Annotated in this window: 24 protein-coding genes and 1 pseudogene; 16 read left to right on the forward strand and 9 right to left on the reverse strand. The window is 72.7% G+C overall.

Going from position 1 to position 25,802, the window contains the following annotated elements:
* Positions 1–150 precede the first annotated feature (150 nt).
* Positions 151–663 carry an ATP-binding protein gene (locus K7854_RS14970; RefSeq protein WP_226026981.1) on the forward strand — a complete coding sequence of 171 codons (513 nt, stop codon included), beginning with the start codon at positions 151–153 and terminating at the stop codon, positions 661–663.
* On the opposite strand, the gene K7854_RS14975 is transcribed toward K7854_RS14970, so the two are convergent.
* From K7854_RS14975 to K7854_RS14985, 3 genes are all read right to left on the reverse strand, one after another.
* Positions 634–1,107, reverse strand: a complete 474-nt coding sequence (locus tag K7854_RS14975) for a C40 family peptidase (RefSeq protein ID WP_226026982.1) — start codon at positions 1,105–1,107, stop codon at positions 634–636. The two genes, K7854_RS14970 and K7854_RS14975, sit on opposite strands and share 30 nt — an antisense overlap.
* A 515-nt stretch (positions 1,108–1,622) precedes the next feature.
* Complete coding sequence (locus tag K7854_RS14980) at positions 1,623–1,931, reverse strand: hypothetical protein (RefSeq protein ID WP_226026983.1); 309 nt, start codon at positions 1,929–1,931, stop codon at positions 1,623–1,625.
* A gap of 7 nt (positions 1,932–1,938) precedes the next feature.
* Entirely contained in the window at positions 1,939–2,574 is a 636-nt protein-coding gene (locus tag K7854_RS14985; RefSeq protein ID WP_226026984.1) for an ATP-dependent Clp protease proteolytic subunit, read from the reverse strand.
* A 108-nt stretch (positions 2,575–2,682) separates the two neighbouring features.
* Between K7854_RS14985 and K7854_RS14990 the strand changes: the two genes are divergently transcribed.
* From K7854_RS14990 to K7854_RS15025, 8 genes are all read left to right on the forward strand, one after another.
* Positions 2,683–2,964, forward strand: coding sequence for a type II toxin-antitoxin system Phd/YefM family antitoxin (locus K7854_RS14990; protein ID WP_226026985.1), 282 nt, complete (start codon positions 2,683–2,685; stop codon positions 2,962–2,964).
* Between the two features lie 223 nt (positions 2,965–3,187).
* Complete coding sequence (locus tag K7854_RS14995; protein ID WP_059297606.1) at positions 3,188–3,490, forward strand: urease subunit gamma; 303 nt, start codon at positions 3,188–3,190, stop codon at positions 3,488–3,490.
* Positions 3,491–3,504: 14 nt separating this feature from the next.
* Positions 3,505–3,816 carry an urease subunit beta gene (locus K7854_RS15000; protein WP_226026986.1) on the forward strand — a complete coding sequence of 104 codons (312 nt, stop codon included), beginning with the start codon at positions 3,505–3,507 and terminating at the stop codon, positions 3,814–3,816.
* A complete protein-coding gene (locus K7854_RS15005) occupies positions 3,809–5,530 on the forward strand; it encodes an urease subunit alpha (RefSeq protein WP_226026987.1) in 1,722 nt (573 codons plus the stop codon). Before K7854_RS15000 ends, K7854_RS15005 begins: the two co-directional genes overlap by 8 nt.
* Positions 5,531–5,538: 8 nt before the next feature.
* Positions 5,539–6,213, forward strand: a complete 675-nt coding sequence (locus tag K7854_RS15010) for an urease accessory protein UreF (protein WP_226026988.1) — start codon at positions 5,539–5,541, stop codon at positions 6,211–6,213.
* A gap of 191 nt (positions 6,214–6,404) precedes the next feature.
* Positions 6,405–7,082, forward strand: a complete 678-nt coding sequence (gene ureG / locus K7854_RS15015) for an urease accessory protein UreG (protein WP_226026989.1) — start codon at positions 6,405–6,407, stop codon at positions 7,080–7,082.
* The gene (locus K7854_RS15020; RefSeq protein WP_226027033.1) at positions 7,079–7,843 is read left to right on the forward strand and encodes an urease accessory protein UreD; all 765 of its coding nucleotides are present in this window, start codon (positions 7,079–7,081) and stop codon (positions 7,841–7,843) included. The genes ureG and K7854_RS15020 overlap by 4 nt, the downstream gene beginning before the upstream one ends.
* A 152-nt stretch (positions 7,844–7,995) precedes the next feature.
* On the forward strand, positions 7,996–9,609 hold the full coding sequence (locus K7854_RS15025; protein WP_226026990.1) for an alpha/beta hydrolase: 1,614 nt from the start codon (positions 7,996–7,998) through the stop codon (positions 9,607–9,609).
* Positions 9,610–9,675: 66 nt separating this feature from the next.
* On the opposite strand, the pseudogene K7854_RS15030 reads toward K7854_RS15025, so the two are convergent.
* Both K7854_RS15030 and K7854_RS15035 read right to left on the reverse strand, forming a co-directional pair.
* Positions 9,676–10,689, reverse strand: a pseudogene (locus K7854_RS15030) (NAD-dependent epimerase/dehydratase family protein).
* A 91-nt stretch (positions 10,690–10,780) separates the two neighbouring features.
* Positions 10,781–11,503 carry a lysophospholipid acyltransferase family protein gene (locus K7854_RS15035; protein WP_226026991.1) on the reverse strand — a complete coding sequence of 241 codons (723 nt, stop codon included), beginning with the start codon at positions 11,501–11,503 and terminating at the stop codon, positions 10,781–10,783.
* A gap of 218 nt (positions 11,504–11,721) precedes the next feature.
* Between K7854_RS15035 and K7854_RS15040 the strand changes: the two genes are divergently transcribed.
* Positions 11,722–13,197, forward strand: coding sequence for a helix-turn-helix domain-containing protein (locus K7854_RS15040; protein ID WP_226026992.1), 1,476 nt, complete (start codon positions 11,722–11,724; stop codon positions 13,195–13,197).
* A 268-nt stretch (positions 13,198–13,465) separates the two neighbouring features.
* A complete protein-coding gene (locus tag K7854_RS15045) occupies positions 13,466–16,666 on the forward strand; it encodes a M20/M25/M40 family metallo-hydrolase (RefSeq protein WP_226026993.1) in 3,201 nt (1,066 codons plus the stop codon).
* Positions 16,667–16,754: 88 nt separating this feature from the next.
* Here the strand turns inward: K7854_RS15045 and K7854_RS15050 are convergent, their stop codons facing one another.
* On the reverse strand, positions 16,755–18,269 hold the full coding sequence (locus tag K7854_RS15050; RefSeq protein ID WP_226026994.1) for an MFS transporter: 1,515 nt from the start codon (positions 18,267–18,269) through the stop codon (positions 16,755–16,757).
* Positions 18,270–18,410: 141 nt separating this feature from the next.
* Here K7854_RS15050 and K7854_RS15055 point away from each other — a divergent pair, with 141 nt between their 5' ends.
* A complete protein-coding gene (locus K7854_RS15055) occupies positions 18,411–18,869 on the forward strand; it encodes an RpiB/LacA/LacB family sugar-phosphate isomerase (RefSeq protein WP_226026995.1) in 459 nt (152 codons plus the stop codon).
* 15 nt (positions 18,870–18,884) lie between these two features.
* On the opposite strand, the gene rocD is transcribed toward K7854_RS15055, so the two are convergent.
* The 3 genes from rocD to K7854_RS15070 all read right to left on the reverse strand — a co-directional run bounded on the left by rocD (position 18,885) and on the right by K7854_RS15070 (position 21,591).
* Entirely contained in the window at positions 18,885–20,108 is a 1,224-nt protein-coding gene (gene rocD / locus K7854_RS15060; RefSeq protein ID WP_226026996.1) for an ornithine--oxo-acid transaminase, read from the reverse strand.
* The gene (gene ddaH, locus K7854_RS15065; RefSeq protein ID WP_226026997.1) at positions 20,105–20,944 is read right to left on the reverse strand and encodes a dimethylargininase; all 840 of its coding nucleotides are present in this window, start codon (positions 20,942–20,944) and stop codon (positions 20,105–20,107) included. Before ddaH ends, rocD begins: the two co-directional genes overlap by 4 nt.
* A 125-nt stretch (positions 20,945–21,069) precedes the next feature.
* Positions 21,070–21,591, reverse strand: a complete 522-nt coding sequence (locus K7854_RS15070; RefSeq protein WP_226026998.1) for an Lrp/AsnC family transcriptional regulator — start codon at positions 21,589–21,591, stop codon at positions 21,070–21,072.
* A gap of 77 nt (positions 21,592–21,668) precedes the next feature.
* Here K7854_RS15070 and K7854_RS15075 point away from each other — a divergent pair, with 77 nt between their 5' ends.
* Genes K7854_RS15075 through K7854_RS15090 form a run of 4 tightly spaced genes read left to right on the forward strand, consistent with a single transcriptional unit; the run spans position 21,669 to position 25,784 of the window.
* A complete protein-coding gene (locus tag K7854_RS15075; protein ID WP_226026999.1) occupies positions 21,669–22,427 on the forward strand; it encodes a LytR/AlgR family response regulator transcription factor in 759 nt (252 codons plus the stop codon).
* Positions 22,428–22,430: 3 nt separating this feature from the next.
* Positions 22,431–22,790: a hypothetical protein gene (locus K7854_RS15080; protein WP_226027000.1), complete on the forward strand. Its 360-nt coding sequence runs from the start codon at positions 22,431–22,433 to the stop codon at positions 22,788–22,790.
* 28 nt (positions 22,791–22,818) lie between these two features.
* Positions 22,819–24,570: a sodium/solute symporter gene (locus K7854_RS15085; RefSeq protein WP_226027001.1), complete on the forward strand. Its 1,752-nt coding sequence runs from the start codon at positions 22,819–22,821 to the stop codon at positions 24,568–24,570.
* Between the two features lie 8 nt (positions 24,571–24,578).
* Positions 24,579–25,784, forward strand: coding sequence for a sensor histidine kinase (locus tag K7854_RS15090; RefSeq protein ID WP_226027034.1), 1,206 nt, complete (start codon positions 24,579–24,581; stop codon positions 25,782–25,784).
* Positions 25,785–25,802: the final 18 nt, after the last annotated feature.

Here is a 25,802-nt window from a genome sequence, read left to right on the forward strand (position 1 = left end):
GAGCGACAGATATATGCATATCTTGGTGGATCGCCGCCCTCCACGGGTCTGTTGGTGGCAGTCTGGCGGCGAAGCACCAGTCCGGGACCGTACTCGAACCATCCGCTCCGTGTCGGGCCTGCGGTCCCGTGAGAAAGGGACGACGTCGCCATGGCAGACCATCTGGAAGCATCCGTCACTCTGCCGAGCGATCCCGCCTCGGTGGCCGCCGCGCGGACCTATGTGGTCGGCACCCTGGCGGAGTGGGGGCTGCCCGGCGACGCGGATCTGTCCGAGACCGTGCGGCTCATCGTCTCCGAACTGGCGACCAACGCGGTCCAGCACACCTTCGGGCAGTCGCCCACCTTCACGGTGGACCTCGTCCTCGACCGGGACGAGCGGCTGCGCCTGGGCGTCACGGACAGCCATCCGCGCTTCCCCAAGCGGCTGCCCGCCGCCGTCCAGCAGGACAACGGGCGGGGCATGGTGATCATCCGCTGGCTCACCGCCGAGTGCGGCGGCCGGCTGAGAGTGCGCCCCACGCGCGAGGGCGGCAAGACCATCTCCATCGAACTGCCCTGGACGCCCCCGGGCGGGCCGGTCGCGCCCGCGGGGGTGACGGCGGGGCAGAACGCCGTCACCCCCGCGGACGGGCTACTTGACCCGGCCGTACCAGACGCTTGAGGTCCAGATCTTCTGCAGGCGCACCACGTCCCCGGTCTTCGGAGCGTGCCAGAGCCTGCCCTTCCCGGCGTAGATGCCGACGTGGTAGACGCTGCGACCCGAGTGGAAGAACACCAGGTCACCGGCCTTGCGGTTCTTGGCGGAGACATGGCGGGTCTGGTTGTACTGCTGGGCCGCGGTGCGCGGCAGCTTCTTGCCGGCCTTCTTGAACGAGTACAGCGTCAGGCCGGAACAGTCGAACCGGTGCGGTCCGGTGGCACCCCAGCGGTACGGGGAGCCCTTCTTGGAGGCCGCGATCTTGAGGGCCTTGGTGGCATGGCTCGCCGCGGCCGCCTCGGCGGCGACACCGGGAACCACGACGGAGCCGCCCACGGCGGCGAGGGTGAGGGCAGAGGCCGTACCGGCACGAGCCATCAGGGACGGGACACGATTGAGCGCGGACATGCGCAACCCTTCGTCAGCCGCCTGTGAAGGATGACCTGTCGGATTCGGGCTGGCGAAGTTGCCCGGCCGCACGCGTGCGGCTTCACCCCAAGGACCGCTCGGTCCGGCGCCTCTCGCGGAGGCGGCGGTGCCGGCGACCCGTCGTGCTCGGGTCCTCCACTCCTGCCGATCCACTTCCTCGCGACCGGTCGTCCGGACGGCGGCAGGACTCGGCGTCCGCCCGGACCGCCCCGCCGCTGCGGCGGGGGCTTGTCGTCAGTCACGGATCTTGTCCCGCACCGTGGGGAATTCCCACCGGAACGTGCCCTTTGTGTTGTTACGTCCCACTCGCCCGTTCGGGTCGCCGGCTCGTGTTCCAGGTGCCGCCGAGTGCGGCGAGGGCCCCGGGACCAGCGGCGGAACGGCGCATCGCACCGGCCGGGCGCGGGGCGCCGCAACTTCGACCGGCCACGAATCGGAGGTGTTCCTACGCCGAAAGGGGGTACGCCTTTTGGTCCGTTTCGACTCGGACCTTCTCAGCTCCCGGTGTGCGGCGGGAGGCCGACCCGCGCGGTCCGGCGCTCGCCGTCCAGCACCCGCAGCGCCCGGGCCAGGGTGGCGGCGTGCACCTCCGTCTCGCCGCGCCGGTGCATCAGTGCCAGCGCGTCACGCAGCGCCGTGGCCTTGCCCACCAGCGCCTGGGCGGCCCGCAGGCCGCCGTAGGTGTCGCCGTCGCGCCCGGGGTTGATGCGCCCGAGCAGGTCGACGACGTCCAGGTAGCGGTCGATGACTTCGGCCTCGGCGCGGGTCAGGGCGGGCAGCGGCGGCAACTCAGGTGGCAGCACGGGCGGATCACCTCGCGCCGGGCGATGCGGGCGGGGTCCTGCGCCCCGGCACGATCCGGTCCACCATCCCGTACTCCAGGGCCTGTTGCGCGTCCAGGACCGTATCCCGCTCGACGTCCGCGTGGATCTGCTCAGGCGTGCGGCCCGTGTGCCGTACGAGGTTCTCCTCCAGACGGGCGCGGACGCGGAGCAGTTCGGCGGCGTGGACGGCCAGGTCGCTCGCCCGGCCCTCCACCGGTTCGGTGAGCGCCGGCTGGTGGATCGCCACCCGGGCGCCCGGCAGTACGGCGCGCTTGCCCGGGGTGCCCGCCGCCAGCAGCACCGCGGCAGACGAACCGGCCTGCCCGAGGCAGGTCGTCGCCACGTCGCAGGTGACGTAGCGCATCGTGTCGTAGATCGCCGTCATGGCGGTGAAGGAGCCGCCGGGCGAGTTGACGTAGAGCTCGATGTCCCGGTCCGGCGCCTGGTGCTCCAGGTGCATGAACTGGGCCGTCACGTCGTTCGCCGAGGTCTCGTCGATCGGCGTCCCGAGGAAGACGATGCGCTCCTGGAGCAGCTTGGAGTAGGGGTCCGTCATCCGGGCCCGGTCGCTCGTGCGTTCGGTGAACTCGGGCAGGACGTGGCGGGCGGACGGTCGGGTCATGGCGAACCCCTCCTCGTGGCAGAACCGGCGTCGGCTGCGCTCTCTGTAAAAAATGTACAGGACGTACGCTTCTCGGGAGTGGAGAAGGGCAAACCGTAAGCTGGGGTCATGGCCTACGAGATTCCGGTGACGCAAGCCAGGGCCGAGCTGGCCGACCTGATCAACCGGGTGGTGTACGGCGGCGAGCGCGTCGTCGTGACGCGGCACGGCAAGCCTCTCGTCGCCCTCGTCTCAGCCGCCGACCTCGAAAGCCTGGAAGAGGCCCAGGAGTCCCCGGACGGCCAGGTGGTCACCTCGGTTGCCGCGGTCCACGACCCGGGCGCCGCGCCCCCGCGGGAGCACCACCGCTTCGGCATCGCCGCAGAGCATCGCGGGCCGAACCCGTCGTAATGCGGACACGCTGGAAGTCGCCGACGGCATCGGTAATCAATCGGTCAAAACCGGGTGACGTGGCCGTAACACTGTAGCCCTAGTCTGCACCCCGATCCACCTGCGGTTTTTCGGAACCGGCGGGTGCGTTCGGGCTGCTCCATGTGTGTTACATCTAGAGCCGTCGCGGTGGCCGCGGCTGCCGGACCGTCCGGTCCTGGCGTGATGCCCTGTGAGGTGGTAAATGCAACTGACCCCGCACGAGCAGGAGAGACTGCTCATCCATGTGGCCGCGGACGTGGCGGAGAAGCGCCGCGCACGAGGCGTCAAGCTCAATCATCCCGAGGTCGTCGCGCTGATCACCGCGCACATCCTCGAAGGCGCCCGGGACGGGCGCAGCGTCGGCGAACTCATGGCCTCCGGACGCAAGCTGATCCAGCGCGACGAGGTCATGGAGGGCATCCCCGAGATGATCCACGACGTGCAGGTCGAAGCCACCTTCCCCGACGGCACCAAGCTGGTCACCGTCCACGAACCGATCATCTGACGGGGGCGGCAGTCGTGATCCCCGGAGAGATCCTCTTCGCCGACGAGCCGGTCGCCTTCAACGCGGGCCTCGAAGTCACCCGCCTGACCGTGCTCAACACCGCCGACCGGCCCGTCCAGGTCGGCTCCCACTACCACTTCGCCGAGGCCAACCCCGGTCTCGAGTTCGACCGCGCCGCGGCGCACGGCAGGCGGCTGGACATCGCCGCCGGCACCGCCGTCCGGTTCGAGCCCGGCATCCCCGTCGACGTGCGGCTGGTCCCCCTCGCGGGCGCCCGGGTCGTCGTCGGACTGCGCGGCGCGACCGGAGGTGCCCTCGATGCCTGAACTGTCCCGCACCGCCTACGCCGACCTGTTCGGCCCGACCACCGGCGACCGCATCCGCCTCGCCGACACCGACCTGCTCGTCGAGATCGAGGAGGACCGCTCCGGCGGCCCCGGCCGCTCCGGAGACGAAGCCGTCTTCGGTGGCGGCAAGGTGCTGCGCGAGTCCATGGGGCAGGCGTGCACCACCCGAGCCGAAGGCGCCCCCGACACGGTGATCACCGGAGCCGTGATCATCGACCACTGGGGGATCGTCAAGGCCGACATCGGCATCCGCGACGGGCGGATCACCGGCATCGGCAAGGCCGGCAACCCCGACACCATGGACGGTGTCCACCCCGACCTGGTCATCGGCCCCGAGACGGAGATCGTCGCGGGCAACGGCAAGATCGTCACCGCGGGCGGCATCGACACCCACGTCCACTTCATCGCGCCCGACGCCGTCCACGAGGCGCTGGCGTCCGGCGTCACCACCCTCATCGGCGGCGGCACCGGCCCGGCCGAGGGCAGCAAGGCGACCACCGTCACGCCCGGTGCCTGGCACCTCGCGCGGATGTTCGCCGCCCTGGAGTCCAGCCCCGTCAACATCGGCTTCCTCGGCAAGGGCAGCACCATGTCGAAGGAGTCCATGCGCGACCAACTGCGCGCCGGCGTCCTCGGCTTCAAGATCCACGAGGACTGGGGTGCGACGCCCGCCGTCATCTCCGCCTGTCTGGACGTGTGCGAGGAGTCCGGCGTCCAGCTCGCCGTCCACTCCGACACCCTGAACGAGGCCGGCTTCGTCGGCGACACCTTCGACGCGGTCGCCGGCCGCACCCTGCACGCCTTCCACGTGGAGGGCGCCGGCGGCGGCCACGCACCTGACATGATCACGGCGGTGTCGCTGCCCAACATGCTGCCGGCGTCGACCAACCCGACCCGGCCGCACACCGTCAACACCGTCGAGGAACACCTCGACATGCTGATGGTCTGCCACCACCTGAACCCCGCAGTCCCCGAGGACCTCGCCTTCGCCGAGTCCCGGATCCGGCCCAGCACCATCGCGGCCGAGGACATCCTGCACGACATGGGGGCGATCTCCATCATGTCGTCGGACGCCCAGGCGATGGGCCGTATCGGCGAGGTGATCCTGCGGACCTGGCAGACCGCGCACGTGATGAAGCGACGGCGCGGCCTGCTGCCCGGTGACACCCGCGCCGACAACCTGCGGGCCCGTCGCTATGTCGCCAAATACACCATCAACCCCGCCGTCGCCCAGGGCATCGAGCACGAGGTCGGGTCCGTGGAGAGCGGCAAGCTCGCCGACCTGGTGCTCTGGGACCCCCGCTTCTTCGGGGTGAAGCCGCAGCTCGTCATCAAGGGCGGCCAGATCGCGTACGCGCAGGTGGGCGACGCCAACGCCTCCATCCCCACGCCGCAGCCCGTCCTGCCGCGCCCGATGTTCGGGGCCCTGGGGACCGCACCCGCGACCAACTCGGTCAACTTCGTGTCCGAGCAGGCCGTGGAGGACGGGCTGCCGGAGCGGCTCGGACTCGGACGGTCCTTCGTGCCCATCCGGTCCACGCGCGGCCGCACCAAGGCCGACATGCGGCAGAACGACGCGCTGCCCCGGGTGGAGGTGGCCGCGGACTCCTTCGCGGTGACCATCGACGGCGAACTCGTCGAACCCGCCCCCGTCGCCGAGCTGCCGCTGGCCCAGCGGTACTTCCTCTTCTGAGCGCCGGGATGACCCGCGCCGCACTGCTCGTCCTCGCGGACGGCCGCTTCCCCGCCGGCGGGCACGCCCACTCCGGCGGGGCGGAGGCCGCCGTCCGGGCGGGACGCATCACCGACGCCGCGAGCCTGGAGTCCTTCTGCCGGGGGCGGCTGCACACGAGCGGGGTCGTCGCGGCGTGCGTCGCGGCGGCCGCCGCCCTCGGTGTCGACCCGGGGCAGCTCGACCGGGCCGCCGACGCCCGCACCCCGTCGCCCGCCCTGCGGGTGGCGGCGCGCAGGCTGGGTCGGCAGCTGATGCGGGCCGCCCGGGCGACCTGGCCGAGCCCCGAACTCGACGCCCTGGCCTCGCGGTTCCCCAAGGGGGCCCACCAGCCCGTGGTGCTGGGACTGGCCGCGCGTGCGGCCGGTCTCGGGCCGCTCGACGCCGCGTACTGCTCCCTCTACGAGGGGGTGAGCGGGCCCGCGACGGCCGTCGTGCGGCTGCTCGGTCTCGATCCGTTCGACGCGACGGGGGTGCTGGCGCGGCTCTCGGACGACATGGACCGGGTGGCTCAGGAGGCCGTGGAGACGGGCGAGCGCGTCGTGACCGACGGGGTCGACGTGCTGCCCGCGCGGTCGGCGCCGCTGCTGGAGATCGGGGCCGAGGCGCATGCCGCTTGGGCTGTGCGGTTGTTCGCCTCCTAGGCGGGTGGGTTCGCCCCCCGCCGCCCTGTTGGGTTCGCCCCCGCCGCCCCTCCCGTCCCGAACCCAGGGACTCTGCCCCTTCGACCCCCGCCAGGGGGCTCTGCCCCCTGGACCCCCGTTCGGCCTGGACGGCCTCGTCCTCAAGCGCCGGACGGGCTGACAGTCCCCTAGTTTTGACAGGAGCCGTTGTTATGCATCTCGACCATCACCTCGAATCTTCCGCCGCCGTGTCCGCCGATGCCCGGCGGCCCGACGGGACCCGCCGTGCGCTGCGGATCGGGCTCGGTGGGCCCGTCGGGTCCGGGAAGACCGCGACCGTCGCCGCGTTGTGCCGGGCGCTGCGGGAGGAGTTGTCCCTCGCCGTGGTGACCAACGACATCTACACCCGGGAGGACGCCGAGTTCCTGCTCCGCGAGGCGGTGCTGCCGCCCGAGCGGATCAGTGCCGTGGAGACCGGCGCCTGCCCGCACACCGCGATCCGTGACGACATCTCCGCCAACCTGGAGGCCGTCGAGGACCTGGAGGACGAGGTCGGACCGCTCGATCTGGTCCTGGTGGAGTCCGGTGGGGACAATCTCACCGCCACCTTCTCCCGGGGACTCGTCGACGCGCAGGTGTTCGTGATCGACGTGGCGGGCGGTGACGACATCCCGCGCAAGGGCGGCCCCGGGGTCGCCACCGCCGACCTGCTGATCGTCAACAAGACCGACCTGGCGCCGTACGTCGGCTCCGACCTCGCGCGCATGGCCGCCGACGCCAAGGCCGCGCGCGGCGAACTGCCCGTCATCCTGCAGTCGCTCCGGAGCGAGGACGGGGTCCGGGAGGTCGCCGACTGGGTGCGGGAGCGGATCGCCGCGTGGACCGCGTGAGGACCGCCCCGGGCGGCGTCCGGGCGAGCGCCCGCGTGCTCGCCCGCGGCGACGGGCGCGGCGGCACCGTCCTGCCGGTACTGGAGGGCGACGGGCCCCTCGCCGTGCGGCGGACCCGGGGCAGCGGTGCCGAGGCCCGGGTGATGCTGGTCGGCGCGATGAGCGGGCCGCTCGGCGGCGACCACTTCACGGTGACGGCCCGTGCGGCGGACGGCGCCCGCCTGAGCGTCGGTTCGGCCGCCGCCACCCTCGCGCTGCCGGGGCAGGACAAGGCCGGGGCACGCTACGACGTCCGGCTCGGCGTCGACGAGGACGCCGAACTGAACTGGCTGCCCGAGCAGTTGATCTCCGCCGACGGCAGCGACCTGCGCGTCACCACGTCCGTCGACGTCGCCTCCGGGGCGCGGCTGCTGCTGCGCGAGGAGCAGGTGCTCGGGCGGGCCGGGGAGGAACCGGGGCGCCTGACCAGCCGGCTGACGGTACGGATCGACGGGCGGTGCGTCCTCGACCAGGAGCTGGCGTGCGGGCCCGGCGCGCCGGGCGGCTGGGACGGGCCCGCGGGGCTGGCGGGACACCGCGCGGTCGGCCAGCTGGTCGTCGTACGGCCCGGGTTCGCCACCGGGCCGCCGGCGGCCCGGGTGTTCGAGGAGGGGGCGGCCGTCCTGCCGCTGGCCGGGCCCGCCGCGTTGGTGACCGCCGTGGCGCCGGACGCGCTGCGGCTGCGACGGCTGCTGGACGGGGCGCTGGCCTCGCTGGACTGACTTCCCGACGCGGGGGAGACCGCCGGGTCCGTCGATCGAACGCCCTTCTCCGTTTATCGGATTGGCAAAGAAGTAGTACTGGCTCTGTTCTCAGGAATCCCACAGCCGCGAGGATCCCCGTACTTGTCGCGAACACGTACGGGGAGGGCCACTTGAGCACGAGCAGCATGCGGCGGAGGGCGACCGCGTTCGGCACCGCCGGAGCGCTGGTCACCGCCACGCTGATAGCCGGCGCCGTCACGGCACCCGCCGCGAGCGCGGTCCCGGCCGACGGCCACGGGCACGCCCGGGGCTGGGACCGGGAGGCGCGCGGTGCCGCCATCGCCGCCGCCCGCGCCGCCCGGGCCGGCATCGACTGGGCGGACTGCGCCGCCGACTGGAACCTGCCGAAGCCGATCCAGTGCGGCTACGTCACGGTGCCGCTGGACTACGCCAAGCCGAACGGCAAGCAGATCAAGCTCGCCGTCGACCGCATCGGCAACACCGGGGGCAAGGGCGAGCGCCAGGGCGCCCTCATCTACAACCCCGGCGGCCCGGGCGGCTCCGGCCTGCGCTTCCCGGCCCGGGTCACGAGCAAGAGCGCGGTGTGGGCCAAGACGGCCAGGGCCTACGACTTCGTCGGCTTCGACCCGCGCGGTGTCGGCCACTCCGCGCCCATCTCCTGCGCCGACCCGCAGGAGTTCGTCAAGGCGCCCAAGGCCGACCCCGTGCCCGGCTCGGAGGCCGACAAGCTCGCCCAGCGCAAGCTCGCCCGCGAGTACGCCGAGGGCTGCCTCGAACGCAGCGGCGAGATGCTCCCGCACATGACCACGCCGAACACCGCGCGCGACCTCGACGTGATCCGCGCCGCGCTCGGTGAGAAGAAGCTCAACTACCTCGGCGTCTCCTACGGCACCTACCTCGGCGCGGTCTACGGCACCCTCTTCCCGGACCACGTCCGCCGGATGGTCGTCGACAGCGTCGTCAACCCGTCCCGCGACAAGATCTGGTACCAGGCCAACCTGGACCAGGACGTCGCCTTCGAGGGCCGCTGGAAGGACTGGCAGGACTGGGTGGCCGCCAACGACGCCACCTACCACCTCGGCGACACCCGCGCCGAGGTCCAGGAACAGTGGCTGAAGCTGCGCGCCACCGCCGCGAAGGAGCCGCTCGGCGGCGTCGTCGGACCGGCCGAGCTGATCTCCTTCTTCCAGAGCGCCCCGTACTACGACTCCGCCTGGGCGCCGACCGCCGAGATCTTCAGCAAGTACGCCGCCGGTGACACCCAGGCCCTCGTCGACGCCGCCGCACCCGACCTGTCCGACACCGCGGGCAACGCCTCCGCGGAGAACGGCAACGCCGTCTACACGGCCGTCGAGTGCACCGACGCCAAGTGGCCCGCCAACTGGCGCACCTGGGACCGGGACAACACCCGGCTGCACCGCGACCACCCGTTCATGACCTGGGCCAACGCCTGGATGAACCTGCCCTGCGCCACCTGGCCGGTCAAGCAGCAGACCCCGCTGAACGTCAAGACCGGCAAGGGACTTCCGCCGGTGCTGATCGTCCAGTCCGAGCGCGACGCGGCCACCCCGTACGAGGGCGCCGTCGAACTGCACCAGCGGTTCAAGGGCTCCCGGCTCATCACCGAGCGGGACGCCGGCTCGCACGGCGTCACCGGACTGGTCAACCCGTGCGTCAACGACCGGGTGGACAGCTACCTGCTCACCGGCAAGGTGGACGCGCGCGACGTGACCTGCGCGCCGCACGCCACGCCCAAGCCGTAACCCGGCGGGCGGACACCTGAGGGAGGGGGCGACCGGTCCGACCGGCCGTCCCCTGTCGGTATCCCGCTACCGTCCCTCGGCCCAGGCGTCCTCCGCCGCGTAGTCGAAGAGGTCGCCGTAGGCCTGGAACATCTTCGGGTACGCCTCCCGCCAGTCCCGCCCCGCCAGCCGCTCCTCGATGAACGCCACCGTCTCAGGAAGGGTGTCGGCGTACCCGGCCACCGGGCGGTAGCCCAACTGCTCCCGCGCCGCGCTCATGTCGCACACCACCGGCGCGGGCACGGTCCACGGCGTGTCGCCCACGCCGTCCACCGGCGGGCCGTCCAGCAGCACGTCCTGCGTCTCGACGCCCATCACCGCGTCGATCGCCGCCGCGATCTCCGCCACCGTCGGGGCGTCCGGGTCCACCGCGTTCAGGACGCGGGTGCCCGGCCGCGGGGCGGCCAGCCGGATCAGCTCGGCGATGTTGCGCACGCTCGCCGGGTGGAAGCGGCTCGCCCCGCCGTACGCGAGCACACGCCGGCGCCTGCCGTCGAGGTTGCGCTTGACGAAGTACAGCTCGCGCGGGGTCCGGCAGTAGGGGCCGTGGATCGCGCCCGCCCGCAGCAGCGTCACCGGCAACCGGTCGCCCGCCGCCAGGAGTTCCCGCTCCAGCGCCGCCTTGCCGGTGCTGTAGGAGCCGTCGCCCGGGCGGATGGTGCGCTGCGTCTCCGGGACCGGCACCGGGTACTCGGGGAAGCCGTCGGGCTCGGCCTGGGTGTCGAAGTTGCGGCCCTTGTCGTCCTCGTAAACCGAGACGCTGGAGATCACCACCGCCGAGCCGACCCGCCCGGCCAGCGAGACCAACTGCCGTGCGTGCCCTGCCCCGTACGCCACCATGTCCACCAGGACGTCGCAGCCCTCGCCCACCGCCGCCGACAGCGCCGCGTCGTCCTCCCGGTCGGCGCGCGCCACCCGTACGTCCTTGGGTCACCGTGCGTCCCGGTCGCCGCCCCGCGAGACGGCCGTCACCTCCCAGCCGTCCCGGGCCAGCGCACCGACCGCCGCCCGTCCGATCTGTCCCGTCGCCCCGATCACCACTGCACGTGTCATACGGCGACCGTAGGCGCCCCGCCACCGGTCGGCCACGCCCTTCTGCCGACGGCAGACGGCGGAACCCTCAGGGCCCCGGCTAGCGGTGCGGCAGCCGGGGGAACCTACGGCCCTGGGCGGCCTTCTCGGCCTCCTCGGCCTTCACGTCCGCCGCGTACCGGTCGACGTACTCCTGACCGGAGAGGCCGAGGATCGCGTAGACGATCTCGTCGGTCACGGCGCGCAGTACGGCCTTCTCGCCCTCCATGCCCGCGTAGCGGGAGAAGTCCAGCGGCTCGCCGAAGCGGATGACCACCGGGTGCAGCTTCGGGATCTTCCGGCCCGGCGGCTGCGCCTCGAAGGTGCCGATCATGGCGCAGGGCACGACCGGCACCCCGGCCCTGAGCGCCATCACCGCGACGCCGACCTTCCCCTTGTACAGCCGGCCGTCGTGCGAGCGGGTGCCCTCCGGATAGATGCCGAGCAACTCGCCCCGGCCCAGCACGCCGAGCCCCTCGCGGATCGCGGCCTGCCCGGCCTCCTTGCCGGAGCGGTCCACCGGGATCTGTCCCGCGCTGCGGAAGAAGAACGCGGTCAGCCTGCCCTTGAGGCCCGGCCCGGTGAAGTACTCGGCCTTGGCGAGGAAGGTGATGCGGCGCTTGAGCACCGCGGGCATCAGGAAGTGGTCGGAGAAGGAGAGGTGGTTGCCCGCGACGATGGCCGCCCCGGACCCCGGCACATGGTCCAGGCCCTCGATCCGGGGGCGGAAGACGACCCTCAGCAGGGGGCCCAGCAGCACGTACTTGAGCACGTAGTAGAACACGGTGTGTCTCCCAGTTCTCCGGGCTCTCGGCCGGTCGTCCGCGACCGGTGATCGATCGTAGCCCGACCGCGCCGAAACCGGACGGGACCGGTTCGGACGCTCTTCGGTCAACTCGATTGACGCGGCCTGCCCGCTCCTCTGTGCTGTCCGGTGGCACAAGGCGCGAAGCCCCGGGTGGCGCACGGCCCGCGGCGGGGGCGCGACCCGGGGGAGGGCGGATGACCGGCGGATCGGCACCGGGAGACAGACCGGCACGGACGGCTGGGCCGGCGCGGGCGGAAGGGCCGGCGCGGGCGGACGGGGCCCCGTGGGCGGAGTTCGGACGGCAACTGCGGTCCCTGCGCCGGGCGGCCGGGCTCACGCAGCTGCAACTGGGCCTCCGGGTGGGCTACCACCACTCCGCCGTGAGCAAGCTGGAGGCGGGCCTGCGCGAGCCGCCCGTGGGGCTGGTGCGCAGGCTCGACGCGGTGCTGGAGACCGGCGGAGAGCTGGCCGCGCTCGCCGCCGCGCCGCGCGAGGTACCGCGGCCGGGCCGCTTCCCGGCCGACCCGGCGCTGTTCGCGCCGCTGCCCGGGGCGGACGCCCCCGCCGGACAGGGCGCGCCGGACGCCCGGATGTGGCCCGCACGGCTGCCCGCCGAAGGGCTGGCCTGCCCGCTGCACGGCACCGCGGGCTGCGCGGTGCCCGATCCGGGTGAGTTACCGGTACTGCTCGGCGGTCCGCATCCGGCGGGCGGTGCGGCCCCGGCGTGGGGCGCGGACGACGGACCGGCGGTCGCCGAGACGGAGCTGCTGCACGGCCTGACCGCCGTCCTGGCCTGCCTGATCCGCGAGGCGTTCCGGCACGAGGGCCGGGTGACCGCCGTGGAGGGCCTGCTGCGGGCCCTGGCCCGCTGGGCCGGCGAGGTCAACTCCGCCGGACGGCTGCCCTACGGGCAGTTGCGGCTCGGCGCGCAGTACGCCCAGGTCGCCGGCCGGCTGCGGATGGAACGCGGTCAGGTCGGCGTGGCGATGGCCTGGTTCGGCCACGGACTGCGCTGGGCGGACGCCGTCCGGGACGCCTCGGCCCGCGCGACCCTGCTCAGCGACATGTGCACCCTGGTCCGGCTCGACGGGGACCCGTCCCTGATGCTCGGGTACGCCCAGGGCATCGGCGCGGTGGACGCGCGACGCCGGTGGATGGCCACCCTGTCCGACCTGTACCAGGCCCGCGGCCACGCCCTGGCGGGGGACACGGCGGCCTGCCGGCACCACATCACCCTGGCCCGGCGGGGATTCGCCCGCCTCGGCGCCCAGGACCACCTGGAGGCGCCCTGGATGGCCGGGCCCGAGGGCGCCATGCGGGTCGACTCGGCGATCGGCGGCGCCCTGCGCGACCTCGCCGTGGCGACCGGGGACCGGGCGGCGGCCCGGCGGGCGGTGGACGCCACCGCACGCTCGCGCGCACAGGTGCCGCCGCAGATGCGCAGCGCCCGGCTGCTGCTCACCCTGCGCCTGGCGGACAGCTGGGCGTGTGCCGGCGATCCCGGCGCCGCCGTCGCCCTCGCCTCGGAGGCCCTGCCGGAGGCGGTGCGCTCGCGCGAGTCGATGGTCACCGCCGAACTGCGCGGCCTGCACAGCCGGCTCACCGGGCAGTGGGCCGACCTGCCGGAGGTCAGGGCGTACCGGGAGCGGCTGCTGGACGCGGGCGAGTGAGGCGGGGGAGGGCTCCGGTGGCGCACGGGGAGGCGGGGCGCGCGGCACCTCGCCGCCGCGCACGCCCACTTGCCGGATTTTGACAGGACCGTACCGCGCCCGCGGAGCCGTTGAATCCGGTGCGCCGGGGTGTGAGGGTTCCGCCAGCCCGCGACCTGACATGCAAATGACATCCGAGGACGCGTCCCCGCACCCCAGGGTGCGCGTCCGGCATGGCACGGCCCGGGCCGGCCCGCAAGGAGCCCCCCCACTCTCACAAGGAGCCACGATGCTCAGACAGACCGCGGTGGCCGGGACAGTCCTGGCCATGACACTCGCAGGGGTGGTGGTACCGACCTCCCTGGCCTCGGCCTCGGAGCGGTCCGCGCCCTCCGCGGCGCAGCCCACCCCCGTCGAGAGGGCCGTAGCAGCGGCCGACCAGGCCGTGCGCAGCGGCCTGGACGCCCTCGTCGCCGGCGGCCCCGACGAGCAGTACGACCGCCACCAGGTCACCCCCTGGGACAAGAACCTGTTCTCCGTCGCCTACGAGCGCACCTACAACGGCCTGCCGGTGGTCGGCGGCGACGCCGTCGTGCTCGCCGACGGCAAGGGACGGGTCCGCGCCGTCCAGTCCGCGACCGAGGCCGCGATAGCCGTGCCCACCGAGGCCCGGATCAAGGCCGAGCAGGCGGTGAAGACCAGCCGCGAGCGGCTCGCGAAGGTCGACAAGGTCGACTCCAAGCGGCTGGTGGTGCGGGTCAAGGACGACGTCCAGACCCTCGCCTGGGAGACCGTGCTCGTCGGCACCACCGAGGACCACGTGCCCAGCAAGCTGCACGTGTTCGTGGACGCCCGCACCGGCAAGGTCGTCGACAGCTACGACGACGTGAAGGCAGGCACCGGCCACAGCGAGTGGAACGGCCCCGACCCGCTGACCATCGACACCTCCCGCTCCGGCAGCCAGTACGCCCTGCGCGACACCACCCGCCCCGGACTGCAGTGCTCGGACTACAACGGCGGCCTGTTCACCGGACCGGACGACGACTGGGGCACCGGCAACGCCACCAGCCGTGAGACCGGCTGCGTCGACGTCATGTACGCGGCGCAGAAGGAGTCGGACATGCTCCGCGACTGGCTCGGCCGCAACGGCCACGACGGCAACGGCGGCAGCTGGCCCACCCTCGTCGGTCTCAACCAGCTCAACGCCTACTGGGACGGCTCCCGGGTCACCATCGGCCACAACAGCGCGGGCAAGTGGATCGCCGGCATGGACGTGGTGGGCCACGAGTACGGCCACGGCCTGGACAGCTTCACCCCCGGCGGCGCCAACCACGAGAGCGGCCTGGGCGAGGCCACCGGCGACATCATGGGCGCCCTGACCGAGGCGTACGCGAACCAGCCGGCCCCCCACGACACCCCCGACTACACCGTCGGCGAGGAGATCAACCTCCAGGGCCGCGGCCCGATCCGCAACATGTACAACCCCCAGCTGGTCAACAACGACCCCAACTGCTACTCCTCCGCCATCCCGCGCACCGAGGAGCACGCGGCGGCCGGGCCGATGAACCACTGGTTCTACCTCCTCGCCGAAGGCTCCAACCCCGGCGGCGGCAAGCCCTCCAGCCCGACCTGCGACGGCAGCCAGGTCACCGGCATCGGCATCCAGAACGCCGGCAAGATCTTCTACGGCGGCATGCTGCTCAAGACCAGCGGCATGACCTACAAGCGCTACCGCAGCGCCACCCTCACCGCGGCCAAGAACCTCGACCCGTCCTGCGACCTGTTCGACCGCACCAAGGCGGCCTGGAACGCGATCGACATCCCGGCCCAGAGCGGCGACCCGACCTGTGTCCGGCAGGAGACCGACTTCTCGCTGGCCCTCAGCCCGGCGAGCGGCAACGTCGAGGCGGGCTCCGCGGTCAACGCCACGGTCAACACCACCACCGTCGCCGGCAGCGCCCAGCAGGTGTCGCTGACCGCCACCGGCACCCCGCCCGGCGTGAGCGTCACCTTCAGCCCCTCGACGGTCACCTCCGGCTCCAGCTCCACCATGCGCGTGTCCACCACGTCGGGCACCGCCGCGGGCACCTACTCGCTCACCGTCAAGGGCACGGCGGGCAGCAAGAGCCACACCGCCCAGTACACCCTCACCGTGGGCGGCGGCGGCAATCCGGGCACCCCGCCCGACGTCGACGTCGCCCAGGTGCAGGCCCACCTCGCCCAGTTCGGCTCGATCGCCGCGCAGAACGGCGGCAACCGCCGCTCCACCGGCACCGGGTACGACGCCTCCCTCGCGTACGTGAAGGGCAAGCTGCAGGCGGCCGGCTACACCGTCACCGAGCAGACCTGCACCTCCGGCTGCTCCGCCGGCGCGGGCAACAACCTGATCGCCGAGTGGCCGAAGGGCGACGCCAACAGCGTCTACATGTTCGGCGCCCACCTCGACGGAGTCTCGGCGGGCCCCGGCATCAACGACAACGGTTCCGGTTCCGCCGCGCTCCTTGAGACGGCACTCACGCTCGCCGAGCAGAACCCGACCATGAAGAACCGCGTCCGCTTCGCCTGGTGGACCGACGAGGAGCAGGGCCTGAACGGCTCCGACTTCTACGCCCGGGCCCTGTCCTCGACCGAGCGCGCCAGGATCAAGGCGTACTACAACTTCGACATGGTCGGCTCCGTCAACGGCGGCTACTTCATCAACAACCTGACCTCCGCCGCCTCCGCCCCGATGCGGGAGTACTGGACCTCCCTCGGCCTCGCCCCGCAGGAGAACGTCGAGGGCCAGGGCCGCTCCGACGACTACTCGTTCCAGCAGGTCGGCGTCCCCACCTCGGGCTACGCCACCGGCGCCTCCGCGATCAAGTCGGCCACGGAGGCCGCCAAGTGGGGCGGCACCGCGGGCCGGTCCTACGACCCGTGCTACCACTCCGCCTGTGACACCACCTCCAACATCAGCGCCACCGCGCTGAACCGCAGCGCCGACGGCATCGCGTACACGATCTGGAAGACCGCCGTCGGCGACGCGCCGAACCCGCAGGACGACTTCTCGATCTCCGCGAACCCGTCCTCGGGCACGGTCGAGCCGGGCAGCTCCGCGACGGTCACCGTGAACACCGCCACGACCAGCGGTGACGCCCAGAACGTGCGGCTGTCGGCGTCCGGCGCGCCGACCGGAGTGAGCGTCGGCTTCACCCCGGACTCGGTGACCTCCGGCCAGTCCTCGACCGCCACGGTCCAGGTCGCCGCGGGCACCGCCCCCGGCTCCTACACCCTGACCCTCACGGGCACGGGCACCGTCACACACACCACCACGTACACCCTCACCGTGCCCGGCGACGGCGGCGGCGAGACCACCTGGCAGCTGGGAGCCACCTACGCGGCCGGTGACGTGGTCAGCTACGACGGCGTCAACTACCGGTGCCTCCAGGGCCACACCGCCTACCCCGGCTGGGAGCCGCCCAACGTGCCGGCCCTGTGGCAGCGCCTGTGACACACGACTGACAGACGCCTGACACGCCCACGGGCGGTGGGGTTCGCACACCGAACCCCACCGCCCGTCGGCGGTGCGACGCCCCGCGTCAGAACTTCGGCGTCGGCGCCTGCGCCTCGACCATCTCCGCGGCCTCCTCCTCCGTCCCCACCGACGGCGGGGAGCCCGCCAGCGGCTTCTGGGCCGTCTCCTTCATGCAGGCCACGGCCACGACACCGAACAGGGCCGCCGCCATCGAGTAGTAGGCGGGCATCATGTCGGAGCCGGTCACACTGATCAGCGCGGTGATCACCAGCGGTGTGGTCCCGCCGAAGATCGACGCCGACAGGTTGTAGCCGACCGACAGGGACCCGTACCGCACGTTGGTCGGGAACATCGCCGGCAGCGCCGCCGACATCGTGCCCAGCAGACAGACCAGCGACAGACCGAGCATCAGCATGCCGCCCGAGACCGCGAGCAGGCTGCCCTCCTGCACCAGCACGAAGGCCGGCGCGGACAGCACGAAGAACCCGAGCATGCCGGTCATCAGGACGGGCTTGCGGCCGAAGTGGTCCGACAGCCGGCCCACCTGGTTGATGATCAGCATCAGCAGCACCATCGTCGCCACCAGGATCATCAGACCGTGGCTCTCGCTGTAGTCCAGCTCGTCCGACAGGTACGTCGGCATGTACGACAACAGCATGTAGTCGGTGATGTTGTACGCGCCGACCAGCGCGATGCACAGCACCAGCGACCGCCAGTGGGTGCGGAAGATCTTGGCGAGGTCGCCCCGCGCGGTGGTCTCCACCGCGTTCGCCGCCTCGGAGATGTGGACGTTGGAGTCCTCCAGCTTCAGGAAGGCGGGCGTGTCGTCCAGCTTCAGCCGCAGATAGATACCCACGATGCCGAGCGGCGCCGCCACCAGGAACGGGATCCGCCAGCCCCAGGCGTCCATCGTGTCGCTGCCCAGCCCCGCCGTCAGCGCGGTGACGAGACTGGCCGCACCGGTGTACCCGGCCAGCGTGCCCAGCTCCAGGAAGCTGCCGAAGAAACCGCGCCGCTTGTCGGGCGCGTACTCGGCGATGAAGGTGGACGCGCCGCCGTACTCGCCGCCGGTGGAGAAGCCCTGGAGCAGGCGGAACAGGATCAGCAGCAGCGGCGACCAGAAGCCGATCGAGTCGTAGCTGGGGATGAACCCGATGGCGGCCGTGCCGATCGCCATCAGGATCATCGTCAGCGCCAGCACCTTCTTGCGGCCGATCTTGTCGCCCATCGGGCCGAAGACCATGCCGCCGATCGGCCGCACCAGGAACGCCACCGCGAACGTGGCGAACGAGGAGAGCAGCTGTGCGGTGTCGCTCCCGGAGGGGAAGAACACCCGGCCGATCGTGCCCGCCAGATAGGCGTAGATGCCGAAGTCGAACCACTCCATGGCATTGCCGAGGGAGGCCGCCTTGACGGCCCGCTTGACGGCCGCCTCGTCCGTGACGGTGATGTCCGACCGGCGCAGTCGGGGGTTCTGCCGACGCTTGATCGCCCGGAACAGGGCGGGGTGGCGGCGCACCGCCGCGGCGTCGGTCTCCTGGCCGTTCTCGGTGGGGGACGTGGCGGCCTCCCTTTCCACGCGCAGACACTCCGGGCGGAGCGCTGCTCGGTCGTACGTCTCTCAGGTCGTACCCGTTCCCCCGATCATGCTGGGTATGGTCGTGACTTCGGTCATGTGACTGGGCCGATGAGGTGAGCGGCCGGTGAGTACGCTTCGCACATGCGTATCTCCGTCTCCTCCGACATGGACGAACCCGTGGCCCGGCTCCTCGTCGGGGAACTACGCGCCCGCGGCCACGAGGTCAGGGCGTACGGCGCGCTGGACCCCGGGGCGGACGCGCAGTGGGCGGTCTGCTCCGAGCGGGCGGCGCGCGAGGTCGCCGAGGGGCGGGCCGACCAGGCCGTGGTCTGCTGCTGGACCGGCACCGGCGCCTCCATCGCCGCCAACAAGGTGCCGGGCGTGCGCGCCGCCCTGTGCGCCGACGCGTACACCGCCGACGGGGCCCGCCGCTGGAACGACGCCAACGTGCTCGCCCTGAGCCTGCGGCTGACGTCCGGGCCGCTGCTCGGTGAGATCCTCGACGCCTGGTTCGCGGCCGGGCCGAGCGAGGACGCCGAGGACCGGGACAACGTCGCACACGTGGAGCGGCTCGACGAGGACCGCCGAGCCGCTCGGTGAGCCCCGGCGGGGCGATCAGGCGGTCAGGACCTTCTCCAGCGTCCCGAGGGCGCCCGCCAGCTCCTCGGCCGTGACCGTCAGCGGCGGCGCCAGGCGGATCGTGGAGCCGTGGGTGTCCTTGACCAGGATGCCCTCGCGCATCAGCCGCTCGCTGATCTCGCGTCCGCTGCCCAGCGCCGGGTCCACGTCCACGCCCGCCCACAGCCCGCGCGCCCGGAAGCCGACGACACCCTTGCCGGCCAGGGCGGCCAGGCCCTCGCGCAGCACCGTGCCCAGCTCGGCCGCCCGGCGCTGGAACTCGCCGGTCTCCAGCAGCTCCACCACCGCCGTGCCCACCGCGGCGGCCAGCGGATTGCCGCCGAACGTCGAACCGTGCTCGCCCGGGTGCAGCACCCCCAGCACCTCGCGCCTGCCGACCACCGCCGACACCGGCACGATGCCGCCGCCCAGCGCCTTGCCGAGCAGCACCACGTCCGGCACCACCGACTCGTGCTCGACGGCCAGGGTGTGCCCGGTGCGGCCGAGGCCGGACTGGATCTCGTCCGCGACGAACAGACAGCCCGTGCGCCGGGTCAGCTCCCGCACACCCGCCAGATAGCCGTCGTCCGGGATCAGCACGCCCGCCTCGCCCTGGATCGGCTCGATCAGCACGGCCGCCGTCGTCTCGTCGACCGCCGCCTCCAGCGCGGCCAGGTCGTTGTACGGGACGATCCGGAAACCGGGCGTGAAGGGGCCGAAACCGGCACGGGCCGTCTCGTCGGTGGAGAAGCTCACGATCGTCGTGGTACGGCCGTGGAAGTTGTCCGCCGCGACCACGATCGTCGCCCGGTCCGCCGGGACGCCCTTGACGTCGTAGGCCCATTTGCGGGCCACCTTGATGCCGCTCTCCACCGCCTCGGCGCCGGTGTTCATGGGCAGCACCATGTCCGTGCCGGTCAGGGCGGCCAGCCGCTCGGCGAAGCCCGCGAGCCGGTCGTTGTGGAAGGCGCGCGAGGTGAGCGTGAGCCGGTCCAGCTGCCGGTGGGCGGCCTCGATCAGCGCCGGGTGGCGATGGCCGAAGTTGAGCGCCGAGTACCCGGCCAGCATGTCCAGGTAGCGGCGGCCCTCGACGTCCTCGACCCAGGCGCCCTCGGCGCGGGCCACCACGACGGGCAGCGGGTGGTAGTTGTGCGCGAGGACGGGCTCCTCCGCGCGGATCAGTTCCGCGGAGCCGCGGTCGGCGCGGGCGGGTGCGGTCATGAGCGGGTCTCCCGGATCTCCTGGGTGCAGCACTTGATGCCGCCACCGGCCTTGTGGAACTCGGACAGGTCGACGGGGACCGGCACGTAGCCCAGACCGGCGAGCCGGTCGGCCAGTGCCCGGGCCTCGGGCGCGATGAACACGTGCCGCCCGTCGGACACGGAGTTGAGCCCGAATGCCATCGCGTCCTCGCGGGTGGCGAGCACCGCGTCCGGGTAGAGCCGCTCCAGCACCTCCCGGCTGCCGGGCGAGAAGGCGCCGGGGTAGTAGGCGATGTTCCCGCCGTCCGCGTCCGACCCCTCCTCCAGTACGAACAGCGCCGTGTCCAGGTGGTAGAAGTACGGGTCCACCAGGGTCAGCGAGATCACCGGCACGCCGAAGAACTCCTGCACCTCGCGATGGGCCGCACGGGTGGTGCGGAACCCCGTCCCGGCCAGGATCCAGCGGCCGGCCGGGACCAGGTCGCCCTCGCCCTCGCAGACCGACTCCGGATGGTGGACCTCGAAGCCCTCCGTCTTGAACCACGCCTCGAAGGGCACGGACTCCGGCCGCCGCTCGGGCGCGTGGAAGAGGGAGCCGAAGACCCGGCCCTCGACCACGACCGCGCAGTTCGCGGCGAAGACCATGTCGGGCAGGCCGGGGACCGGCGGGACGGTGTCCACGGTGTGCCCGTGGGCACGGTAGGTGTCGACCAGCGCCTGCCACTGGTCCAGGGCGCGGATGACGTCGACCGGTCGGTCGGTGCTCATCCACGGGTTGATCGCGTACTGCACGGCGAAGTGTCTGGGTTCGCAGACCACGAAGCGCCGCCGGCGCGGCACACGGGACTCGGGCACGAAGGGGTACCTCCGCTCCTCACGGTGCGTGACTGGTGGTTGACACCACGGTAAGAAGTGACGGCCGAGCCCGACAAGCGACGAAAGCTGCGTGTTCCCGCAGCATCGCTGCGTTCTTCACCTGGTCAGCGCAGCTCTGCTGCGCCGTCCGCGTCGCCCGCGTCCTCCGGGGCGAGCAGGGCCGCCCCTGCCTCCGGACTGTCCGGGATCAGGTGGGACAGCACCATCACACTGATCGTCTTCCGGATGAACGGCTCCGCACGAATCCGCTCCAGCACCTCCTCGAAGTGCTCCACGTCCCGGGCCCGCACGTGCAGCAGCGCGTCCGCGCCGCCGGTCACCGTCATCGCCGCGGTGATCTCGGGGTAGCCCCGCACCACCTCCGCCAGCCGCCGCGGCGGCGCCGCCCCCTCGCAGTACACCTCCACGTACGCCTCCGTGCGCCAGCCCAGCGCGGAGGGCCGCACCGTCGCCGTGAACCCGGTGATCACGTCGGTCTCGCGCAGCCGGTCCACCCGGCGCTTGACCGCCGTCGAGGACAGTCCGATCTCCGCGCCGATCTCGGCGAAGGACGTCCTGGCGTTCTCCATCAGAGCGGTGACGATCTTCCGGTCGAGTTCGTCGAACGAAGCGGGCCTGCTGTTCATGCGGGCACTGTATCCAGCGGGTACGTCCACGCCGGGCCCGTGTGCAGGCGTACGGATTGCTCCTACACTCCAGCCTCATGCTGCGCGCCCTGGCTGTCGACGACGAACGCCCCACGCTCGAGGAACTCGTGTACCTGCTGAACGCCGACCCCCGCATCGGCACGGCGGAGGGAGCGAGCGACGCGACCGAGGCGCTGCGCCGCATCAACCGGGCCCTCGAGTCGGGCCCCGACGGGCCGGACGCCATCGACGTCGTCTTCCTCGACATCCAGATGCCGGGCCTGGACGGACTGGACCTCGCCCGGCTGCTCACCGGCTTCGCCCGGCCGCCGCTGGTCGTGTTCGTCACCGCGCACGAGGACTTCGCCGTCCAGGCCTTCGACCTCGACGCCGTCGACTACGTCCTCAAACCCGTGCGCCGGGAGCGGCTGGCCGAGGCGGTGCGCCGTGCCGTCGAGCAACGCGGCGCGACGCCGCCCCCGCCGCGGATACCCGTACACGAACCCGACCCCGACCACATCACCGTGGAACTCGGCGGCGTCGCCCGCTTCGTCCCCGTCGACGACATCACCCACGTCGAGGCCCAGGGCGACTACGCCCGCCTGCACACCGAGCGTGGCAGCCACCTCGTCCGCATCCCCCTGTCCACCCTGGAGGAGCGCTGGCGGGCGCGCGGCTTCGTCCGCATCCACCGCCGCCACCTCGTCGCCCTGCGCCACATCGGCGAACTCCGCCTGGACGCCGGCACCGTCAGCGTCCTGGTCGGCTCCGAGGAACTCCAGGTCAGCCGCCGCCACGCCCGCGAGCTGCGGGACCTGCTCATGCGGAGGCCGTGAGCCGTGCCCCAGGACCCCGCCGAACGGCGCGTCACCGTCACCGGCCCGCCCAGGCGCACCGGCCGGGCCTCCGGCTACTACCGCCCGCGCACCGAGATCGACGAGCAGACCACCCTCGGCCACACCTACGTCCGCTCCCTCATGCGCAGCCAGCTGCGCGCCGGCCTCACCGTCCTGGCCGTCCTCGGCCTCCTGGTCGGGCCGCTGCCGCTGCTCTTCGCCGCGCTGCCCGACGCCCGCGGCCTGGAGTGGGCCGTCCTCGGCTTCGGCCTGTACGCGCCCCTGGTCCTCCTGGCCCGCTGGTACGTGCGCCGCGCCGAGCGCAACGAGCGCGACTTCGTGCGGCTCGTCGAGGACCGGTGACCATGCCGGACCAGGCCGTGAAGGCGCCATGAACTCCAGCTACGCGATACCCGCCGTCGCCCTCGTCGTCGTGGCCACCGTCCTCGTCGGCGCCTTCGGCCTGCGCATCTCCCGCACCACCTCCGACTTCTACGTCGCCTCCCGCACCGTCGGCCCCCGTCTCAACGCCGCCGCCATCAGCGGCGAGTACCTCTCCGCCGCGTCCTTCCTCGGCATCGCGGGGCTGGTCCTCGTCCAGGGCCCCGACATGCTCTGGTACCCGGTCGGCTACACCGCCGGCTACCTCGTCCTGCTGCTGTTCGTCGCCGCCCCGCTGCGCCGCTCCGGCGCCTACACGCTGCCCGACTTCGCCGAGGCCCGGCTCGCCTCCCAGGGGGTGCGGCGGCTCGCGGGGGCGTTCGTCGTCGGGGTCGGCTGGCTGTACCTGCTGCCCCAGCTCCAGGGCGCCGGACTGACGCTGAACGTGCTCAGCGGGGCGCCCGACTGGCTGGGCGGGGTGATCGTCGCCGTCGTCGTCACGGCCATCGTGGCCGCCGGCGGCATGCGCAGCATCACCTTCGTCCAGGCCTTCCAGTTCTGGCTCAAACTCACCGCCCTGCTGGTCCCCGCCTTCTTCCTGGTGCTGGCCTGGCAGGCCGACGGCGCCCCCGGCCGCCCCTTCGACGAACCCGCCACCTTCCGCGAGCAGCGCTCCGTCCGGGTCGACGACAGCCTCACCCTCAAGCTCGACGAACCGCTGACCGTCACCGTCGACGGCACCGTGGACGGCCGCGCCCACGACGGCGACCGCGTCGCCCTGCCCGCCGGCACCCACCGCATCGAGGCCGGTGCCCGCCTCGTCTTCGCCGCGGACACCCCCGTCCCGGCCGCCGGACACGGCGCCGACGACGCCCTGTCCCCGTCCCGGGCCGAGAGCCGCACCGAACGCCCGCTGTACGCCACGTACGGCCTGATCCTGGCCACCTTCCTGGGCACCATGGGACTGCCGCACGTCGTGGTCCGCTTCTACACCAGCCCGCACGGCGTCGCCGCCCGCCGCACCACCGTCGCCGTGCTCGGCCTGATCGGTGCCTTCTACCTGCTGCCGCCCCTCTACGGCGCCCTCGGCCGCCTCTACGCCCCCGAGCTGACCCTCACCGGGGACGCCGACGCCGCGGTCCTGCTGCTGCCCGACCGGGTGATCGGGGGAGTGGGCGGCGACCTGCTGGGCGCGCTGGTCGCGGGCGGTGCCTTCGCCGCGTTCCTGTCCACCGCGTCGGGGCTCACCATGGCCGTGGCGGGCGTCCTCACCCAGGACGTGCTGCCCTCCCGCGCCGTGCGCCACTTCCGGCTGGGCACCCTGCTCGCCATGGCCGTGCCGCTGGTCGCGAGCGCGCTGGTCGGCGGACTGCCGGTCGCCGACGCGGTCGGACTCGCCTTCGCCGTGTCCGCCTCCTCCTTCTGCCCGCTCCTGGTCCTCGGCATCTGGTGGCGGCGGCTGACCCCGCCGGGCGCGGCCGCCGGGATGCTGGTGGGCGGCGGCTCGGCCCTGCTCGCCGTCGCCGCCACCATGGGCGGCTTCCCGGGCGGCGGCGGATCGCTGCACGCGCTGCTGGCCTGGCCCGCCCTGTGGTCGGTGCCGCTGGGCTTCCTCACCATGGTGCTGGTCTCCCTGGCCACCCCGGGCCGGGTGCCGGCCGGGACGGCGGCGATCCTGGCCCGCTTCCACCTGCCGGAGGAGCTGGGCGCCGAGGAGCTGCGCCCCGACGATCCCGATCCGCACGTGAAGGCGGTGCCGTGAGCGGTTCCCTGAGCGGCTTCCTGGCGGGCCTGGCCGTCGCCCTGCTCCCCCTGCTGGCCGCCGGTTTCTGGCTGGGACGGCGCACGGCCCGGCCGCAGCACCTCGGCGGCCTGGGCACCCCGGTCGAGCACGCCACCTTCCAGACCCTGCACACCGCCTCCCTGGCCACGCCCCCGCTGCGGGCGGGCCTGACCGAGGAGACCGCCGGGAAGTCGGCCCGCAAGCTGCGCTCGCTGCTGGGCACCGACGCGCTGTGCCTGACCGACCGCAAGGAGGTCCTGGTCTGGGACGGCGTCGGCACCCACCACCGCGCCGAGATCATGGAACGCCTCGCCGGGCCGCTGGAGACCGGCCGCGGCGAGGCCTTCCGGCTCACCTGCGACACCCCGGACTGCACGGTGCGCTGGGCCGTCGTCGCCCCGCTCACCGTCGACGACCGGGTGCACGGCGCCCTCGTCGCCTGCGCCCCGCGCGAGTCCGCCGTGCTGGTCCGAGCGGCCGGGGAGGTGGCCCGCTGGGTCTCCGTCCAGCTGGAGCTGGCCGACCTCGACCAGTCCCGCACCCGGCTCATCGAGGCCGAGATCAAGGCCCTGCGCGCCCAGATCTCCCCGCACTTCATCTTCAACTCGCTCGCGGTGATCGCGTCCTTCGTGCGCACCGACCCCGAGCGCGCCCGCGAGCTGCTCCTGGAGTTCGCCGACTTCACCCGCTACTCGTTCCGCAGGCACGGCGACTTCACCACCCTCGCCGACGAGCTGCACGCCATCGACCACTACCTGGCGCTGGTGCGGGCCCGCTTCGGCGACCGCCTCGCCGTCACCCTCCAGGTCGCCCCCGAGGTGCTGCCGGTCGCGCTGCCCTTCCTCTGTCTGCAGCCACTCGTCGAGAACGCCGTCAAGCACGGCCTGGAGGGCAAGTCAGACCGGTGCCGCATCCAGATCACCGCCCAGGACGCGGGTGCCGAGGCCCTGGTCGTCATCGAGGACGACGGCGCCGGCATGGACCCGGACCTGCTGCGCCGCATCCTCGCGCGCGAGGTGAGCCCGTCCGGCGGCATCGGGCTGTCCAACGTCGACGACCGCCTCCGCCAGGTCTACGGAGACGACCACGGCCTCGTCATCGAGACGGCCGTCGGCGCGGGCATGAAGATCACGGTCCGGCTGCCGAAGTACCAGCCGGGCGTGCACTCGGCGGGCCGGCTCGGCCGCGAGTGAGCGGGGCGCCCCGGGCGG

The sequence above is a fragment of the Streptomyces hyderabadensis genome (assembly GCF_020404845.1).
Classification (GTDB): Bacteria; Actinomycetota; Actinomycetes; order Streptomycetales; family Streptomycetaceae; genus Streptomyces; species Streptomyces hyderabadensis.

Bases quoted from the DNA above. Each gene is read 5' to 3' on its own strand.
- K7854_RS14995 (WP_059297606.1), top strand. From the start codon at position 3,188: ATGCAACTGACCCCGCACGAGCAGGAGAGACTGCTCATCCATGTGGCC.
- K7854_RS14970 (WP_226026981.1), top strand. From the start codon at position 151: ATGGCAGACCATCTGGAAGCATCCGTCACTCTGCCGAGCGATCCCGCC.
- K7854_RS15040 (WP_226026992.1), top strand. From the start codon at position 11,722: ATGACCGGCGGATCGGCACCGGGAGACAGACCGGCACGGACGGCTGGG.
- K7854_RS15055 (WP_226026995.1), top strand. From the start codon at position 18,411: ATGCGTATCTCCGTCTCCTCCGACATGGACGAACCCGTGGCCCGGCTC.
- K7854_RS15070 (WP_226026998.1), bottom strand. From the start codon at position 21,591: ATGAACAGCAGGCCCGCTTCGTTCGACGAACTCGACCGGAAGATCGTC.
- rocD (WP_226026996.1), bottom strand. From the start codon at position 20,108: ATGACCGCACCCGCCCGCGCCGACCGCGGCTCCGCGGAACTGATCCGC.
- K7854_RS14990 (WP_226026985.1), top strand. From the start codon at position 2,683: ATGGCCTACGAGATTCCGGTGACGCAAGCCAGGGCCGAGCTGGCCGAC.
- K7854_RS15010 (WP_226026988.1), top strand. From the start codon at position 5,539: ATGACCCGCGCCGCACTGCTCGTCCTCGCGGACGGCCGCTTCCCCGCC.
- ureG (WP_226026989.1), top strand. From the start codon at position 6,405: ATGCATCTCGACCATCACCTCGAATCTTCCGCCGCCGTGTCCGCCGAT.
- K7854_RS15085 (WP_226027001.1), top strand. From the start codon at position 22,819: ATGAACTCCAGCTACGCGATACCCGCCGTCGCCCTCGTCGTCGTGGCC.
- K7854_RS15075 (WP_226026999.1), top strand. From the start codon at position 21,669: ATGCTGCGCGCCCTGGCTGTCGACGACGAACGCCCCACGCTCGAGGAA.
- K7854_RS15005 (WP_226026987.1), top strand. From the start codon at position 3,809: ATGCCTGAACTGTCCCGCACCGCCTACGCCGACCTGTTCGGCCCGACC.
- K7854_RS15045 (WP_226026993.1), top strand. From the start codon at position 13,466: ATGCTCAGACAGACCGCGGTGGCCGGGACAGTCCTGGCCATGACACTC.
- K7854_RS14975 (WP_226026982.1), bottom strand. From the start codon at position 1,107: ATGTCCGCGCTCAATCGTGTCCCGTCCCTGATGGCTCGTGCCGGTACG.
- K7854_RS14985 (WP_226026984.1), bottom strand. From the start codon at position 2,574: ATGACCCGACCGTCCGCCCGCCACGTCCTGCCCGAGTTCACCGAACGC.